The sequence below is a fragment of the [Clostridium] polysaccharolyticum genome (genome assembly GCF_900111595.1).
Lineage (GTDB): Bacteria > Bacillota > Clostridia > Lachnospirales > Lachnospiraceae > Clostridium_AI > Clostridium_AI polysaccharolyticum.
Map to the genome: position 1 here is coordinate 1 of NZ_FOHN01000027.1, position 18,352 is coordinate 18,352.

At 34.2% G+C, this 18,352-nt stretch carries 16 protein-coding genes, 1 tRNA gene and 1 rRNA gene; 8 read left to right on the forward strand and 10 right to left on the reverse strand.

What is annotated here, in order from left to right; genetic code table 11:
- From BMY85_RS12915 to dnaA, 10 genes are all read right to left on the reverse strand, one after another.
- A 16S ribosomal RNA gene (locus BMY85_RS12915) occupies positions 1-168 on the reverse strand; the annotation flags it as partial.
- Between the two features lie 276 nt (positions 169-444).
- Positions 445-532 (reverse strand) — tRNA-Ser (locus tag BMY85_RS12920).
- Positions 533-690: 158 nt separating this feature from the next.
- Complete coding sequence (locus BMY85_RS12925) at positions 691-1,218, reverse strand: Fe-S-containing hydro-lyase (protein ID WP_092478688.1); 528 nt, start codon at positions 1,216-1,218, stop codon at positions 691-693.
- A 20-nt stretch (positions 1,219-1,238) separates the two neighbouring features.
- Positions 1,239-2,081 carry a fumarate hydratase gene (locus BMY85_RS12930; RefSeq protein WP_092478721.1) on the reverse strand — a complete coding sequence of 281 codons (843 nt, stop codon included), beginning with the start codon at positions 2,079-2,081 and terminating at the stop codon, positions 1,239-1,241.
- 83 nt (positions 2,082-2,164) lie between these two features.
- The gene (gyrA, locus tag BMY85_RS12935; protein ID WP_092478689.1) at positions 2,165-4,699 is read right to left on the reverse strand and encodes a DNA gyrase subunit A; all 2,535 of its coding nucleotides are present in this window, start codon (positions 4,697-4,699) and stop codon (positions 2,165-2,167) included.
- 46 nt (positions 4,700-4,745) lie between these two features.
- Positions 4,746-6,674 (reverse strand): DNA topoisomerase (ATP-hydrolyzing) subunit B, encoded by a 1,929-nt coding sequence (gyrB, locus tag BMY85_RS12940; RefSeq protein WP_092478690.1) that lies wholly within the window; start codon positions 6,672-6,674, stop codon positions 4,746-4,748.
- A gap of 10 nt (positions 6,675-6,684) precedes the next feature.
- Positions 6,685-7,770, reverse strand: a complete 1,086-nt coding sequence (recF, locus tag BMY85_RS12945; RefSeq protein WP_092478691.1) for a DNA replication/repair protein RecF — start codon at positions 7,768-7,770, stop codon at positions 6,685-6,687.
- 18 nt (positions 7,771-7,788) lie between these two features.
- Complete coding sequence (locus BMY85_RS12950; RefSeq protein WP_092478692.1) at positions 7,789-8,001, reverse strand: RNA-binding S4 domain-containing protein; 213 nt, start codon at positions 7,999-8,001, stop codon at positions 7,789-7,791.
- Between the two features lies 1 nt (position 8,002).
- A complete protein-coding gene (dnaN, locus tag BMY85_RS12955; RefSeq protein WP_092478693.1) occupies positions 8,003-9,115 on the reverse strand; it encodes a DNA polymerase III subunit beta in 1,113 nt (370 codons plus the stop codon).
- A 240-nt stretch (positions 9,116-9,355) separates the two neighbouring features.
- A complete protein-coding gene (gene dnaA, locus BMY85_RS12960) occupies positions 9,356-10,729 on the reverse strand; it encodes a chromosomal replication initiator protein DnaA (RefSeq protein WP_092478694.1) in 1,374 nt (457 codons plus the stop codon).
- Between the two features lie 568 nt (positions 10,730-11,297).
- Between dnaA and rpmH the strand changes: the two genes are divergently transcribed.
- The 8 genes from rpmH (at position 11,298) to rsmG (ending at position 18,331) form a co-directional block, all read left to right on the forward strand.
- On the forward strand, positions 11,298-11,432 hold the full coding sequence (gene rpmH, locus BMY85_RS12965) for a 50S ribosomal protein L34 (protein ID WP_092478695.1): 135 nt from the start codon (positions 11,298-11,300) through the stop codon (positions 11,430-11,432).
- A gap of 45 nt (positions 11,433-11,477) precedes the next feature.
- Positions 11,478-11,813, forward strand: a complete 336-nt coding sequence (gene rnpA, locus BMY85_RS12970; protein ID WP_092478696.1) for a ribonuclease P protein component — start codon at positions 11,478-11,480, stop codon at positions 11,811-11,813.
- Between the two features lie 15 nt (positions 11,814-11,828).
- Entirely contained in the window at positions 11,829-12,047 is a 219-nt protein-coding gene (gene yidD, locus BMY85_RS12975) for a membrane protein insertion efficiency factor YidD (protein WP_177180792.1), read from the forward strand.
- Between the two features lie 56 nt (positions 12,048-12,103).
- Positions 12,104-13,360, forward strand: a complete 1,257-nt coding sequence (locus tag BMY85_RS12980; RefSeq protein WP_092478697.1) for a YidC/Oxa1 family membrane protein insertase — start codon at positions 12,104-12,106, stop codon at positions 13,358-13,360.
- A gap of 17 nt (positions 13,361-13,377) precedes the next feature.
- Positions 13,378-14,193: an RNA-binding cell elongation regulator Jag/EloR gene (jag, locus tag BMY85_RS12985; RefSeq protein ID WP_092478698.1), complete on the forward strand. Its 816-nt coding sequence runs from the start codon at positions 13,378-13,380 to the stop codon at positions 14,191-14,193.
- Between the two features lie 132 nt (positions 14,194-14,325).
- Positions 14,326-15,702 (forward strand): tRNA uridine-5-carboxymethylaminomethyl(34) synthesis GTPase MnmE, encoded by a 1,377-nt coding sequence (mnmE, locus tag BMY85_RS12990; RefSeq protein WP_092478699.1) that lies wholly within the window; start codon positions 14,326-14,328, stop codon positions 15,700-15,702.
- Between the two features lie 22 nt (positions 15,703-15,724).
- On the forward strand, positions 15,725-17,608 hold the full coding sequence (mnmG, locus tag BMY85_RS12995) for a tRNA uridine-5-carboxymethylaminomethyl(34) synthesis enzyme MnmG (RefSeq protein ID WP_092478700.1): 1,884 nt from the start codon (positions 15,725-15,727) through the stop codon (positions 17,606-17,608).
- Between the two features lie 12 nt (positions 17,609-17,620).
- Positions 17,621-18,331 (forward strand): 16S rRNA (guanine(527)-N(7))-methyltransferase RsmG, encoded by a 711-nt coding sequence (rsmG, locus tag BMY85_RS13000; protein ID WP_092478701.1) that lies wholly within the window; start codon positions 17,621-17,623, stop codon positions 18,329-18,331.
- The last annotated feature ends 21 nt before the right edge of the window (positions 18,332-18,352 follow it).

Sequence of the window (18,352 nt, forward strand, 5' to 3'; positions counted from 1 at the left end):
GCTGTTATCCCCCTGTATGAGGCAGGTTGCCCACGCGTTACTCACCCGTCCGCCACTCAGTCACAAGAACTTCCTCCCGAAAGAATCCATCCAGGTGCTTCGTTCGACTTGCATGTGTTAGGCACGCCGCCAGCGTTCATCCTGAGCCAGGATCAAACTCTCAATAAAAGTCTGCATCCTTCCAGAACGAAAAGCTTGGCTTTTTGTTTCCAGAATTCATTTACTATACAGGTGCATCTTCTCAGATGCTGTTCGCATTCCAAAACCAGAGTCTTGGAACAGATTTATTCTCTGAATTTTCAAGGTTGTTTTACTATTTAATTATCAAAGTTCTTAACGCTTACTAAGCGCTTTGTTATTATAAACAATGTTTTGTTATTTGTCAATAACTTTTTTTATCTTTTTTATAAGTTTTTTCACTTCTTAATAAACCAAAAAAGATAACGGAGAAGGAGGGATTTGAACCCTCGCGCCGCGTAAACGACCTATACCCTTAGCAGGGGCACCTCTTCAGCCACTTGAGTACTTCTCCGAACTAACTGAATTATTTATTCATTTATTTAGTTAATGCGTCAAACGCAAGATTTATTATAACAACAGTGTATCTCTATGTCAACACTTTTTTTTAACTTTTTAATGTTTTTTTCTTTTTGTCATAAATACTTACTCTGACGCATATATACTCCACTTTTACTGCTCGTACATGTTATTCCCCTTACTGTCTATAACAACAATAACAGGAAGCTTCTCAACTCTTAATTTTCTGATAGCTTCTGTACCAAGATCATCATATGCGATTACTTCTGATTCTTTTATACACTTAGAAAGCAATGCTCCAGCACCACCAATTGCAGCGAAGTACACTGCATTATTTTCTTTCATAGCATCTATTACATCCTCACTTCGCTTGCCCTTTCCTATCATGCCTTTTAAACCCTTACTTAAGAGCAAGGGGGTATACTTATCCATTCGACTGCTTGTTGTTGGACCAGCCGACCCAATAACTTGACCTGGCTTTGCAGGTGTAGGTCCCAGATAATAAATAATATTATTTTCCAAATTAAAAGGTATCTCTTTCCCCTTTTTTATTGCTGTATATAAACGTTCATGTGCAGCATCCCTTGCCGTATAAACAGTTCCTGTTATAAATACAAAGTCTCCTGCATTTAGTGTTTTAATTTTTTCTTCATTTAGTGGTGTTATTATATTTTTACGCATGAAATATCTCCTTTTCCTTCTTAAATTACTCTTGTGGAGTGTCTGTTTACATGACAGCAAATGTTAATTGCAACAGGAAGCCCTGCTATATGTGTTGGGTATGTTTCTACATTAACACCTAATACAGTTGTACTTCCCCCTAAACCAGCTGGCCCAATTTTAAGCTGATTTATTTTTTCTAAGAGTTCTTTTTCCAGTTCTTGTACATATGAAATTTCTGAAGTCTCATTTAAATTTCTTGCTAACGCTTTTTTTGCTAAGAAAGCACACTTTTCAAAAGTTCCCCCTATTCCAACACCTACAACCATAGGTGGACATGCATTTGGTCCTGCTAATTTTACGGTTTCGATAACTGCTTGTTTTACCCCCTCTATACCATCGGCTGGTTTTAACATGCATATTCTACTCATATTTTCGCTTCCAAATCCCTTAGGTGCTACTGTTATTTCAATTTTGTCTCCTTTTACTATTTCGTAGTGTATAACTCCAGGCGTATTATCTTTTGTATTTACTCTTACTATTGGATCCTTAACCACAGATTTTCTTAAATAACCTTCCTGATATCCTTCTCTTATTCCCTGATTAATTGCATCACCAATAAAACCACCATCAATATGTACTTCCTGTCCTATTTTTACAAATACAACGGTCATTCCTGTATCCTGGCATATAGGTATCTGTTCTTTTTCAGCTATTTCCATGTTTTCTTCTAATGTCTCTAAGATCTGCTTTCCTAAAACCGAACTTTCATTTTTTGCTGATTTGCAAATTTTCTCCTTTACATCACTGGAAAGTACAATATTTGCTTCAATACACATTTCCTTAATATTTTTAGTTATTTCTGTTGCACTTACTATTCTCATGATTACACCTTTCATTTTTATTTTATATAAGAAATACACCTATACCCTCCCAATGAGAACATAAGTGTATTTTTTTCTTAATTTTACTTCTCTGTTTCTTCTTCTAATCCTGCTGCCTTTAGCTTTGGAAGTTCAGCTGTCTCAACAATATCTGATTCATCAAGTATTACTTCTTTTTCCCTAACCTTTGCAATACTTGCAACTTTAATATCTTTTGTATTGTCTAAGTTCATAAGTTTAACACCTGATGTAATTCTTCCAATCTCTGAAATTTGTGATACTGGTAACTGAATAATAATACCTTCCGTTGTAATCATCATAATTTCATTCTCTTCATTTACTGCTTTAACGCCTACAACATCTCCTGTTTTTTCTGTGATTTTGTAACACTTAACTCCCTTACCGCCTCTATGCTGGGATTCAAACTCCGTAAGAAGTGTTCTCTTGCCCATACCATTTTCGGATACAAGCAGAAGATGCGTTCCTTGCGTATTCAACTGCATACCTATGATCTCATCTCCGTAAGACAAGTTCATGCCAATTACACCCATAGAAGTTCTTCCTGTTGGCCGTACATCGGTTTCGTGAAATCTTATACATTGTCCTAGCTTAGTAACTAAGATAATATCCTTCGAATGGTCAGTTTCTTTCACTTCGATTAATTCATCGTCATCACGAAGATTAATTGCCTGAAGACCTGTCTTTCGAATATTGGCATACTCTTTTACAGAAGTCTTTTTTACAATTCCACTTCTCGTCGCCATAAATAAATATTTATCTTCCCGATATTCTCTCAGTGTAATAACTGCAGTAACCTTTTCTTCCGGCATAAGCTGTAGCAAGTTTACAATTGCAGTTCCTCTGGCAGTCCTGCTTGCTTCTGGAATTTCATATGCTTTCAGCTTATAAACCCGTCCTTTATTGGTAAAGAATAGTATCATATGGTGTGTTGTAGTCATAAACAGATCTTCAATGTAATCTTCTTCGATAGTCTGCATACCTTTTATGCCTTTACCACCACGATTCTGGCTCTTAAAGTTATCTGTAGTCATACGTTTAATATATCCTAAGCTTGTCATAGCAATTAAGGTATTTTTTTTAGGAATCAGGTCTTCCATAGAAATATCAAACTCATCATATCCTATAGATGTTCTACGTTCATCACCATATTTATCACGAATAATTGTAATTTCTTTTTTAATTACTCCCAGCAGCTTCTTTTTATCTCCCAAAATAGCCTGATACTCTGCAATCTTTTTCATTAACTCAGCGTACTCGCCTTCTAATTTTTCTCTTTCTAATCCCGTTAATGCTCTAAGACGCATATCAACAATTGCCTGTGCCTGAACCTCGTCTAACTGGAATCGTTCAATCAGACGTTCTTTAGCAACTGTAGTATTTCTTGAAGATCGGATAATGCTTATTACTTCATCAATATGATCTAATGCGATTAACAATCCTTTTAATATATGTGCTCTTTCCTGAGCCTTATTTAAGTCATACTGTGTTCTTCTTGTTACAACTTCTTCTTGGTGAAGTAAATAATACTCCAGCATTTGCAAAATGTTCATTACAACTGGCTCATTATTTACTAATGCTAGCATAATTACACCAAAAGTATCTTGTAACTGAGTATGTTTATACAGCTGGTTAAGAATTACATTAGGATTTACGTCTCTTCTGAGTTCTATACATATACGCATTCCCTGTCTATCTGATTCATCACGTAATTCTGTAATACCATCTATTTTTTTATCTCTGTGCAATTCTGCAATTTTTTCAATTAGTCTTGCCTTATTAACCATATATGGCAGCTCTGTAACGACAATACGGTTTTTTCCATTTGCCATAGCTTCAATATCTGTCACAGCACGAACTCTAATTTTTCCTCTGCCAGTCCTATACGCTTCTTCAATCCCTCTTGTTCCAAGAATTGCAGCACCTGTTGGAAAATCTGGTCCCTTAATAATCTGGAGAATTTCCTCTATTTCTGTCTTCCTGTCCTCTAATACATTGTTATCTATAATTTTAATTACAGCATTTATTACTTCCTTTAGGTTATGAGGTGGTATATTAGTTGCCATACCTACTGCAATACCTGATGTACCATTTACCAGAAGATTTGGGTAACGTGCTGGCAGTACAACTGGTTCTTTTTCTGTCTCATCAAAGTTTGGTATAAAATCTACTGTATTTTTGTTAATGTCTGATAACATCTCCATAGAGATTTTACTTAAACGTGCCTCTGTATAACGCATAGCGGCCGCACCATCACCATCAACAGAGCCAAAGTTGCCATGACCATCTACAAGAGGATATCTTGTAGACCAGTCCTGAGCTAAATTTACTAATGCACCATAAATAGAACTGTCGCCATGAGGGTGATATTTACCCATTGTATCACCAACAATACGTGCACATTTACGATGTGGCTTATCCGGTCCATTATTTAACTCAATCATTGCATATAAAATACGTCTTTGTACCGGCTTTAAACCGTCTCTTACATCTGGTAAGGCTCTTGATGCAATAACTGACATTGCGTAATCTATATAGGATGTCTGCATTGTTTCATGCAGTATGACATCATGAACCTTGTCAAAAATATTTTCGTCCATGTAACTTCCTCCATTTTTATGAATTAATAGCTCGAACTAAAATATATTAGATGTCTAAGTTTCTAACAAATTTAGCATTTGCCTCAATAAATTCACGTCTTGGCTCTACTTTATCTCCCATAAGAGTATCAAAAGTATTATCTAGAACTTTTTCGTACTCCTGATCATTTTCGTATTTTGGATCATAAACAACTTTTAGCAATATACGCTTTTCAGGATCCATAGTTGTATCCCATAGCTGTTCTGCATCCATTTCTCCTAATCCTTTGTATCGCTGGATTTTGTTGCTTCCATCTCGCCCAATCTCAGTTAGTATCTGGTTTAATTCATCATCACTGTATGCATAATAAACATTCTTTGCTTTTTCAATTTTATATAGTGGTGGCTGTGCTAAGTAAACATATCCGTGTTTAATTAATTCTGGCATAAAGCGGTAGAAAAATGTTAATAGCAGCGTACTAATATGTGCACCATCTACGTCGGCATCAGTCATAATAATAATTTTATGATACCTTAACTTTGAAATATCAAAATCCTCTGAAATTCCCGTTCCGAATGCTGTTATCATTGCACGTATTTCTGCATTAGCTAATATTTTATCCAGCCTTGACTTCTCAACATTTAGAATTTTTCCTCTTAGCGGAAGAATTGCCTGCGTTGCTCTTGATCTTGCTGTCTTAGCACTTCCACCAGCAGAATCCCCTTCGACAATGTAAATTTCACAGTTTTCAGGATTCTTGTCAGAGCAGTCTGCTAATTTACCTGGTAAACTCATGCCATCCAGTGCAGTCTTTCTTCTCGTTAAGTCTCTAGCCCTTCTAGCAGCATCCCTTGCTCTTTGTGCCAAAATTGCTTTTTCACAAATTAACTTTGCAACAAGTGGATTTTGTTCTAAGAAATACTTTAACTGCTCTGAAACAACACTTTCAACAGCACCACGTGCTTCACTATTTCCTAGCTTTTGCTTTGTCTGTCCCTCAAACTGCGGTTCACCGATCTTTATACTAATAATAGCTGTTAATCCTTCTCTAATATCTTCACCTGAAAGATTTGCCTCGTTATCCTTTAAGAATTTTTGACCTCTTGCATAATCATTAAATGTTTTAGTAAGTGCATTTTTGAAACCAACCAGATGAGTACCACCCTCTGGTGTCGTAATATTATTAACAAAACTATAACAGTTCTCGTTATATGAGCTGTTATGCTGAAGTGCAACTTCTACATAAACGTCATTTTTCTCCCCTTCAAAATACATAATATTTTCATATAGCGGATCTTTATGCCGGTTAAGATACTCAACGTATTCCTTTATACCGCCTTCAGCATAAAACTCCCTTACTTTTGGCTCCTCAAGCCGCTTATCTATTAAAGCGATTTTTAACCCTTTAGTAAGAAAAGCCATTTCACGCAGTCTCTGCCTAAGCACCTCATAGTCAAAAATAGTTTCTTCAAATATTTCTTTGTCTGGCAAGAATGTAACACAAGTACCTACATGGTCTGTATCACCGATTACCTTTAGAGGATACATTACTTTTCCTCTTTCATATCGCTGGTTATACATTTTTCCATCCTTATGGATAGTAACTTCTAACCATTCTGACAGTGCATTTACAACTGAAGCACCTACCCCGTGTAAACCTCCAGATACCTTATATCCTCCACCGCCAAACTTTCCACCTGCATGCAAAATCGTAAAAACAACCTCAACAGCTGGCAATCCCGCTTTATGGTTTATTCCAACTGGAATTCCTCTGCCATTATCAATTACAGTAATGGAATTATCCTCATTAATCGTTACCTCTATGTTGTCACAAAAGCCAGCCAATGCTTCATCTACTGCATTGTCAACAATTTCATAAACAAGATGGTGCAACCCTTTTGCGGACGTGCTTCCGATATACATTCCTGGTCTCTTTCTTACTGCCTCAAGACCTTCTAAAATCTGAATCTGGTCAGCACCGTATTCTGTACTCATATACATCCTCCTATTTTTTGTTTAAGACTGTTCCATTTACAACTTCATATATTTGATCCATAATCATACGATTGTTTACGAACTCCTCAAGCCCCGTACATGTAACTATGGTTTGTATATCTTTAATACTATCTAATAAATAATTCTGTCTATTTCTATCTAACTCAGAAAGAACATCATCTAATAAAAGAACTGGCCTTTCGCCTATTATTTTTTTTACCATTTCTATCTCAGCAAGTTTCACAGAGAGAGCTGCTGTCCTCTGCTGCCCTTGCGAACCAAACTTTCTTAGATCAATTCCCTTAATTAAAAACTGGATATCATCCCTATGTGGGCCTACGCTTGTATTCTTGGTTATAACATCCTTGCTCCTCGCTTGTATGAGCTTAGTTTCAAACATATCCGAACTAATATTGGGGACATACTCGATAAAAAGTTCTTCTTTATTACCTGACAACTTTTTGTGTATATCAAATATAATTTCATTTAATTGATTTACAAACTCATTTCTGCGTCTAACGATCATTTTTCCATATTCTACTAATTGTGCATCCCATACTGAAAGTGTATCCATTAAATTCTGATTCAAACCAATCTGCTTTAATAAATGATTTCTTTGATTCAATACTTTATTATATTTTATTAAGTTGTGTAAGTATAGTTTATCTAACTGACACAGCTCCATATCAATAAAACGTCTTCTTTCGCCAGGACCATTTTTTATAATGGATAAATCCTCTGGAGAAAAAAAGACCATATGGGCAAGCCCTATTAACTCAGAGGACTTTTTGATTGGTATGCCATCAATGGCGATTCCCTTTGATTTATTTCTTTTTAAGTGCATGTCAACTTTATGGGTAAATCCTTTTCTATCTACTAAAAGCCTAATGTGAGCTTCCGGCTTTTCCATCATAATAAGTTCTTTATCCTTGCTTCCCTTATGAGACTTTGTTGTTCCACCTATATATATTGCCTCTAATATATTCGTTTTTCCCTGTGCATTATCTCCATACAGTATATTTACACCACTCGAAAACTCAATATTTAAGTCTGTATAATTTCTAAAATTACATAACTCTAGTGATTTAACAAACATTCATCACACCTATATTTTTTATTCATTTACTATTTTCACCTGGGAACCGTTAAACTCAATTACATCACCACTGTATACTTTTTTCCCACGGCGTGTCTCAACTTCTCCATTTAACAGGACTTTTCCATCCTGTATTACAAATTTAGCATCCACACCGTTACTTACTAAACCAGCCAACTTAAGAGCCTGGCCTAATTTAATAAATTCATTTTTTATAGTTACTGTCTCCATTTTAGTTCACTCCTGCATTAAAATTCACTGGTAAGATCAAATAAATATAGCTTTCTTCTTTGTCTTTAATAAAACAAGGTGCTTTTGGATTGAATAAATAAATATCTACTTCTTCATCATCTACCACTCTTAATGCATCCATAAGAAACTTAGGGTTAAAACCAATCAGAATATCCTTTCCTTCTTTTACAACTGAGATTTCTTCCTTCATTGAACCTAATGAAGATGTCATACTTAATTCAATCTGATCGTCAGCAATATTAATTACTATTGGCTTTTTCTCAGATTCCTTTACTAGAAGATTTGCACGATCAATACAGCTTAAAAATTCTTTTTTATTAATTTTGATCTTTGTTTCATAATCATTTGAGAGCATTTGATCTATCTTGTAGTATTCACCTTCGATCAAACGTGATACAACTGTTGTCTGATCGAATTCACATACTATATGCTTATCTGTAAAATATAAAAATACTTCTTTGTCTATATCGCTAGGAATAACTTTGCTTATTTCATTTAATGTTTTTCCTGGAACAATGATTTTAACAGGATTATAACTTTCCTTTAATTTAATCTTTCTAATGGAAATACGATGTCCATCAAGAGATACTACCTTTAATTCATCTTGGCTTATTTCAAATAATTCACCTGTCATAATTTTGTTTGTTTCACTGTCAGCAATTGAAAATACTGTCTGTCTAATTACTTCTTTAAGAGTAAATTGTGAAAGTTTAACACATGCATTTCGTTCAATGAGAGGAAGACTAGGAAATTCATCACAAGGCTTTCCTGATAATTTAAACTTAGCCTTTTCACATACAATTGTCATTTCATAGTTATCATTAACGGTAATGGAAACTTCATTATCAGGAAGCTTACGGATAATTTCAGAAAAGATTTTTGCATCAATAGCTGCCTTTCCTGCTTCTAGTACATCTCCTTTTACAAAAGAATCAATAGCAAGTTCCATGTCATTAGCTGTAAGTTTAATGCGTTCATTTTCAGCCTGAATTACAATACATTCTAAAATAGACATTGTAGTTTTGGATGGAACAGCTCTCAATGCAATATTAACACTATTTAAAAGATCTGTTTTATTACATAATATTTTCATGTTGTTGATAACTCCTTTCAAGCAGTTCTATATAAATATATATATATAATTTTCAGCAGTAGTCGTATTAGGGGATGTTAAGATGTTAATAAGTACTCTTAAGCCCCTGATACAAAGAAAATCTGGCTTGAATAACCCGTTTGAAAACATCAGATTTGCATGTGAACCAGATGTGTATAAATCCACAAAAACAAATTTAAAAACTGATATTAACAACAAAATAACATAGTTATGCACAGCCTATTGAGGATTAATTTTCTTCTTTAGTATTTCAACTGTATTCTGTAAGGAGATATCTGACTCAAGATCATTTTGAATCTTCATAATACCATGTAAGATCGTTGTATGATCTCGGTTTCCTAATTTTTTTCCTATATCCTTAAGAGATAATTCTGTATGCTCACGGCAGAGATACATGCAGATCTGTCTAGGATATGCTATATTACGACTCTTCTTACTGGAAATAATATCTGATGACTGAATTCCAAAGTGATCAGCGATAATGTCAGTAATTAGTTCGACTGTAATGTCTCTTTTGTTATTAGGAGAAATTAGATCCTTTAGGGCTTCTTCCGCTAAAACAACATCGACTTCTTTATTTTTTAATCTGCTTAGGGCTACGATTTTAGTTAGTGCTCCCTCAAGTTCACGAATATTAGACTTAATATTTGTTGCAATATATTTCAATACTTCATTATCAATAGATAATCCATCGAGTTCTTCCTTTTTCTTTAAAATAGCCATCCTTGTTTCATAGTCAGGAGACTGGATATCTACAGGAAGCCCCCACTCAAACCTTGATCTTAGACGTTCTTCAAGGGTTTCAAACTCTTTTGGCGGTTTATCACTTGATATAATAATCTGCTTCTTTGACTCATGAAGTGCATTAAATGTGTGGAAAAACTCTTCCTGTGTACTTTCTTTTCCTATTATAAACTGAATATCATCAATAAGCAGAACGTCAATGTTTCTATACTTTTTACGAAACTCTGCTACAGATGTTGTATCTGCACGATTACGAATTGCTTCAATTAATTCATTAGTAAAAGTCTCACTGGTAACGTATAGTACCTTGGCAGATGGATTTTGTTCCAAAATATAGTGTGCAATTGAATGCATTAAGTGGGTTTTTCCTAATCCCACACCACCATAAATAAACAATGGATTGTAAACCTCAGCAGGAGCTTCTGCAACAGCAAGGGAAGCTGCGTGTGCTAGGCTGTTGTTATTACCAACAACAAAGGTATCAAAAGTATATCTAGGATTTAAAAAAGAGTATTTACTATCATCTTCATAAGCCTGTTTACTGGCCTGTGGTGAAGGGGTTACATCTTGTCTATGTTTTAATTGACTAGCAAGTTCAAACTTTATTTCAAAACTTTCACCAATAATCTCTTCAATTGATACTTGTAATGGTACACCAAACTTGTTGATGATATATTTGCGGCTATCGCCAATTTTACCATCATTAATAGATATAGTGATAAGATGGTCAACAACTGAATATACTTCTAGTGCCTGTAACCAAGTTCTAAAGGAGACATCTGTAATTCCATGTTCAACTTTTAGATATTCAAGTATTTCGTCCCATTTTTCACGAATTATGCCTTCCATTGTAACCTCCCATTAATAAAAAAACATACATACATATATCTTATATCATTTTCTTATTTTTTTCAATGATACATTTCCACATGCGGTGGATAAATTGGATAACCTGTAAATTAAACTTTATAAAGCATGGCTGCGTGGACTAAAACCAACATGTAAAGCCTAGGTTATACACAAAAGCATCAAAATTGCAAACATATATGTTAATATAAAATACAGACTTTAAACATAAGTCAAAATACGCAAAAAATAAAGCCTTTACGATAGGCGTATTTAAGATTTTAACATGAGATACAAAAGTTATCAACAATTTATCAACATTTTGTGGATAACTTTTTAAAATATAAATGTGAAAGAAGTTAATTTGGTTTAAAAATGTTATTATTGTGTGCATTATATAAGTCTTATCCACTTTGAAAGGAAAAATAGGTAGACAAAATGATACTAAGAAATAAATTACTTGACGAAATGTAGCAATGATAATATAATTATGTTTGGTATTTTTATTATAATAGAAGAAATACGCCTACTATTTTTTGTAGTAGTAAATAAATTGAGGAGGTGTTTTAGCATGAAAATGACATTCCAACCTAAAAAAAGATCTAGATCTAAAGTTCATGGTTTTAGAGCTAGAATGAGCAGTTCTAACGGACGTAAAGTCTTAGCTAGAAGAAGAGCAAAAGGAAGAAAGCAATTATCCGCATAGGTCGCAGTTATGTGGCCTTTTCTTCTATTTTGCAGATAGGAGATTTTGAAATTGTCAGAATCATTAAAAAAAAATGCAGACTTTCAAAAGGTATATAAAACTGGAAAGTCTTATGCTAATAAGTACTTAGTGATGTATATAATTAATAATGGTTTAAAAGGTAATAGAATAGGAATATCCGTTAGTAAAAAAGTTGGTAATAGTGTTGTAAGGCACAGAGTTACAAGATTGATAAGAGAAAGTTATCGGTTAAATAAACAACATTTGAAAACCGGATTTGATATAGTAGTTATTGCAAGAAATTCTGCAAATGGAAAAGGATATAATGAAATCAGCGGTGCGTTTATGCACTTAAGCAGTCTTCATAAAATTAAAATGTAAAGAGCTGATGAAGATATGGTTTTGAAAAAAATAATTATACTGATGATAAAGTTTTACCGAAAATATATATCTCCGATGAAACGTGGAAGCTGTTGCAGATTCATACCTACATGTTCCCAGTATGCGCTTCAGGCAGTTGAAAAATATGGTGCTATAAAAGGCAGCTATTTAGCAATAAGAAGAATACTAAGATGTAATCCGTTTCACTGGGGAGGGTTTGATCCCTTGCCGTAGAGGGAAAAACATTTTAAGTATAAATAATTTATTCGTAGCTTAAAGGAGGATAAACATTGGTCAAGTTATTCCTAACACAAGATCAAGGCAAGATTATAGGACCATTTGCTATTCTGTTGGGTTTTGTAATAAATGCATTATATAAGTTTTTAGAATTATTTCATATACAAAGTTCTGCATGGACAATTGTATTAATGACATTTATTGTAAATGGTCTTATGATTCCGTTAACAATGAAACAGCAGAAAAGCTCAAAGCTTCAATCACGTATGGCCCCTGAACTGAATGCAATTCAGAAAAAGTATAAGGGCAAACAGGATCAGCAGTCGATGTTAGCACAACAGGCTGAGACAAGAGCAGTATATGAAAAGTATGGCACAAATATGATGAGTGGGTGTCTGCCTTTACTTATAACAATGCCAATACTTTTTGCTTTATACAGGGTTATTTATAATATACCTGCATATGTAGATAGTGTAAATTCACTATATAAGGAAGTAGCTGTTTTAATTCAAGGTTCTAATGGATATGTAGATGTTTTACAGGATTACTTAAAGCATGTACAGTTGTCTACAAAAAGCTGGGGAAATATAGCACAGGCACTTTCTGCATCAAATGAAAATTCTGTTAATTATATCATTGATATATTAGCAAAACTTAATCCTGACCAGTGGACAAGTCTTGCAAAGGATTTTCCAGATATAACTTCACAGATTAATAGTCATTATGTGAGTATACAGCATGTAAATAGTTTCTTAGGAATGGATATTACTTCAACACCATCCTTACGTTCTATTTCTGTAATTATTCCGATTTTGGCAGTTGTAACACAGATGATAAGTACTAAGCTTATGACTGTAAATAATTCTATTGATTCTGATAATCCAGCTGCAGCTACCATGAAATCAATGAATGTAACAATGCCTATTGTTTCTGGTATTATGGGATTATTCCTTCCAATAGGTGTTGGTTTGTACTGGGTTGCAGGTTCTGTATTCAGAATTATTCAGCAGTTTTTCTTTAATAAGTATTTTGAAAAGCTGGATATTGATGAGTTAATTGAAAAAAACAGGGAAAAGGCACAGAGAAAGAGGGAACGTAGGGGGATAAGTTCCGAACAGGCTTTACAGCAGTATGCAAACCAGAAGCCAGCTAAAGTAAATACAGCTAGAGATTTTGCGGATGCTGTAAAGACAAGTAATAAAAAAATAAGCAGCTCAAACGAGGTTAAGGATTATAAAAAGGGTAGTGTAACTTATGATCCAAATAGTATTAGTTCGATTGCAAATATGCTAGGTGGTAAAAAGGAATAGAGCAAGGGGGATTTCAAATGGATTGGGTTGAATTTACAGGTAAAAATGTCGACGATGCTTTGACTGAAGCACTTATTGCAATGGAAGCAACAAGTGACAAGGTTGACTGGGAAGTTATTGAAAAGGAAAGTAAAGGTGTACTTGGGTTATTTAGCAGGCCTGCAAGAATACGTGTTAAAATGAAGCAGGAAGAAAAGGCTGAGGTGGCTGCAGAAAAACCTCAAGTTAAAGAAGAGATAAATGTGGCATCTGCAGTTTTTGATTTCAATGCTGATGGTGCAAGTATTATAGAGGCTGCAAAGGCGTTTTTAACAAAAGTTTTAAGTGAAATGCATATTAGTGCGGAAATTAAAGTGGAACTTAAAGATGGAAATCAATTAGATATTGATATTGTTGGAGAAGATATGGGTGTCTTAATAGGAAAAAGAGGGCAAACTTTAGATTCTTTGCAGTACTTAACTAGTCTAGTTGTAAATAAAGAAAGTTCAGTTTATGTAAAGGTTAAATTAGACACTGAAAATTATAGAGAACGCAGAAAAGAGACTCTTGAAAATCTGGCAAAGAATATTGCATATAAGGTGAAAAGAAGTAAGCATTCTGTTTCTTTGGAACCAATGAATCCGTATGAAAGAAGAATTATTCATTCTGCGTTACAGTATGATAAATTTGTAGATACTCATAGCGAAGGGGAAGAACCTTACCGAAGAGTTGTTGTTACATTAAAGAACAATAATCGAGATCATAATAGACACTATAACCGGAATTATCATAATAATAGTAACTCAGGATATAAGAAAAATTATAAACCTGAACATAAAAACAGTAACATCTAGTTATAAACGCAGGGCCAGAATAAAAGCGAAAGTATTATGGAGTAGTGACTCTGTTATGCTTTCGTTTTTTTCTTTTTGCTAATAGGATATTAACAGAAAGATGGTTTATGTTACAAGATAGAAAGGATTCGTATGAAAACAGAAACAATTGCAGCAATTGCAACGGCAGTAAGCAATGGAGGTATTTCAATTATTCGAGTTAGTGGCAGCGAGGCACTAGACGTTGTAGATAAAATATATATAACTAAGGGAGGAAATAGAAGAATCAAAGAGTATGATTCGCATACAATTCACTTAGGAAATATCGAAGACCAGGGCATGTTAATTGATGAAGTACTAGTTAGTGTTTTTAAGGGACCAAACAGCTATACGGCAGAAGATGTTGTAGAAATTAATTGCCATGGCGGTGTTTTGGTAACAAAGAAAATCTTGGAGTTATGTTTAAAAAATGGAGCAAGATCAGCAGAACCTGGTGAATTTACAAAAAGAGCTTTTTTAAATGGCAGGATTGATCTTAGCCAGGCAGAAGCAGTTATGGATTTGATTAATGCAAAAAGTGATTATGCTTTAAAAAGTTCAGTAAACCAGTTAAAAGGAAATATTCATGATAAGGTTGTAAGCATACGTAAACAGCTGATTTTAGATGTAGCATTTATAGAGGCAGTATTGGATGATCCTGAACATTATGAGTTTGGGAGTTATCAAGATGAGTTAAAATCAAGATTGATCGATCAAGTAAAGGAACTGAATAAGTTACTGAATACAGCGGATAACGGAAGATTTGTCAGAGAAGGAATTCAGACTGTGATTGTGGGGAAACCCAATGCAGGGAAATCATCATTATTAAATTTATTAGTAGGCTCAGAAAAGGCAATAGTAACAAATATAGAAGGAACAACTAGGGATATTATTGAGGAATCAATTCAAATAGATGGTGTATGTCTAAATATCATTGATACAGCGGGTATTAGGGATACGGAGAATGTAGTAGAGAAAATAGGTGTTGAAAAGGCAATAGAGTACATTGATAGGGCTGATCTTGTTCTTTATGTAATGGATGGTTCTAGAGAATTAAATGAAAATGATCGATCCATTATGGAAAAGATCAAGAATAAAAATGCTATTATTTTATTAAATAAAACAGATCTTACTCAGGTTGTAAAAGAGAGTGAAGTAAGACAATTGATCAATAAGCCAGTATTTGCAATTTCTGCTAAGTGTGAAGAAGGTTTAGAGGAAGTAAGAAAATGCATAAAAGAAATGTTTTTCCAAGGAGATTTAAGTTTCAATGATCAGGTTTATATAACAAATGCAAGACATAAGGAAGCATTATCAGATGCGGTTAAGAGTTTAAATCAAGTACTTCAGTCTATAGAAGATGGAATGCCTGAAGATTTCTTAAGCATTGATCTTATGAGTGCATATGAAAAATTAGGAGAAATTATTGGGGAATCAGTTGGTGAAGATTTGATTAATACAATATTTAAAGAGTTTTGTATGGGAAAATAATAGTAAAAAGGAGACGAAAGAGATGTCGTATGAGTATGAAAGTTACGATGTAGTAGTTGTTGGGGCAGGACATGCCGGGTGTGAAGCAGCACTCGCCTGTGCAAGACTTGGACTTAATACAATAGTTTTTACTGTAAGTGTCGATAGTATAGCACTAATGCCTTGTAATCCAAATGTAGGGGGAAGTTCAAAAGGTCATTTAGTAAAGGAAATTGACGCCTTAGGTGGCGAAATGGGAAAGAATATAGATAAGACATATATTCAGTCAAAAATGCTTAATAAATCAAAGGGTCCTGCAGTTCATTCACTACGTGCACAGGCTGATAAACAGGATTATACAAGAGAAATGCGTCAAGTACTTGAAAATACTGAAAATTTGACAGTTCGGCAAGGAGAAGTATGTAAGCTTTTAGTTGAAAACAAACAAATAGCAGGTGTGGAGCTGTTTTCAGGGGCTATATATAGATGTAGAGCAGCTATATTATGTACTGGTGTATATTTAAAGGCTAGATGTGTATACGGAGATGTAAGTAACTATACAGGACCAAATGGATTGTCAGCAGCAAATCATTTATCAGATTCACTTCGTGATCTTGGAATTGAATTATATCGCTTTAAAACAGGTACTCCAGCTCGAATTGATCGAAGATCAATTGATTTTAGTGTTATGGAAGAGCAAAAGGGAGATAAAGAAGTTGTGCCATTTTCCTTTACCAATACACCAGAAGATATTAAAAAGGATCAAATATCTTGTTGGTTGACTTATACAAATGAAAAAACCCATGAGATTATTATGAATAATCTTGATCGATCACCATTATATTCAGGAAATATACAAGGAACTGGTCCACGTTATTGTCCTTCCATAGAGGATAAGGTAGTGCGTTTTGCCGACAAAAATAGACATCAGGTATTTATTGAACCTGAGGGCAATTATACAAATGAAATGTATATTGGAGGAATGTCTTCATCTTTGCCAGAGGATGTACAGTACCAGATGTATCGATCAGTAAAAGGATTAGAAAACGCTAAAATTGTTAGAAATGCATATGCAATTGAATATGATTGTATAAATCCTATGCAGTTAAAGCCAACACTTGAGTTTAAAAAGATCAGTGGTTTGTTTAGTGGTGGGCAGTTTAATGGCAGCTCAGGTTATGAGGAAGCGGCAGCTCAAGGTTTAATTGCTGGAATTAATGCAAGTCTTAAGCTGCTAGGAAGAGATCAGTTAATTCTTGATCGATCCGAAGCATACATTGGAGTTTTGATCGATGACCTTGTTACTAAGGAAACACATGAGCCATACCGTATGATGACTTCCAGAGCAGAGTATCGTTTGATTTTAAGACAGGACAATGCTGACATGAGATTAACTGAAATAGGGTATCAGATTGGCTTGATCGATCAAGCAAGGTATGATCATTTGCAAGAAAAAAAGAGAATGATTCAGGAGGAAATGGAACGTTTAAAAAATACAACAGTTGGTTCTTCGGAAACGGTTAATGCAGAATTAGAAAAGCACAACAGTACTCCTTTAAACTCAGGTACTACTTTGGCTGAACTAATTAAAAGACCAGAACTTGATTATGAAAGTATTAAGAATATAGATAAAAAGAGAGAAAATTTACCTAAAGAAGTTACCGATCAAGTAACAATAAATATTAAGTACGAGGGTTATATTAAAAGACAGCTTAGACAGGTTGAACAGTATAAAAAACTTGAGAATAAGAGATTACCTGAGGACATTGATTATAATAAGGTAAATAGTCTAAGAATTGAAGCAAAACAAAAACTATCACAGATAAGACCAGTTTCTGTTGGACAGGCATCTAGAATATCAGGGGTTTCGCCAGCAGACATCTCAGTTTTACTGGTTTATTTAGAGCAGTATAGGAGAAAAAAGTAGAGAGGAAAAATGATGGATTTATCATATTTAAAAGAGCTTTTAGAACAGATTCAGGTTGATTTGAGTCAAAAGCAATTTGAGCAGTTTATCCAGTATTATGAAATGCTGATAAAAAAAAATGAAGTAATGAATTTGACTGCTATAACAGAATGGAAAGAAGTTATTTTGAAACACTTCGTAGATAGTTTATCATTAAAGCAGTTTTATAATTTAACAGATCAAAGAGTTGCTGATCTTGGAACTGGTGCAGGATTTCCAGGAATTCCTCTTAAGATTGCATTTCCGGATTTAGAAATAGTATTAATTGATTCCTTAAATAAAAGAGTGAAGTTTTTAAATGAAGTAATTGAAGCTTTGTGTCTGGAAAAGATCACAGCAATTCATGGAAGGGCAGAAGATATCGGACGCAGCGTAGAGTATCGTGAGAGTTTTGACCTTTGTGTGTCAAGGGCAGTTGCTAATTTATCTACATTAAGTGAATATTGTCTTCCTCTAGTAAAGGTGGGGGGAATGTTTATTGCTTATAAAGCTGGTAATTTGAAAGAAGAGTTAGAGAGAGGAAAAAATGCATTTTTTAAGCTTGGTGGAAAGTTAAATAAAGTTCAGGCATTTGAACTTCCAGAAACAGATATTCATAGAAACTTTGTATTTATTGAGAAAAAAAATAAAATGTCAAAGGCATATCCAAGAACGGCAGGAAAACCTGCAAAGGAACCGCTATAAAAAAAGCTAACTTTTTAGTTA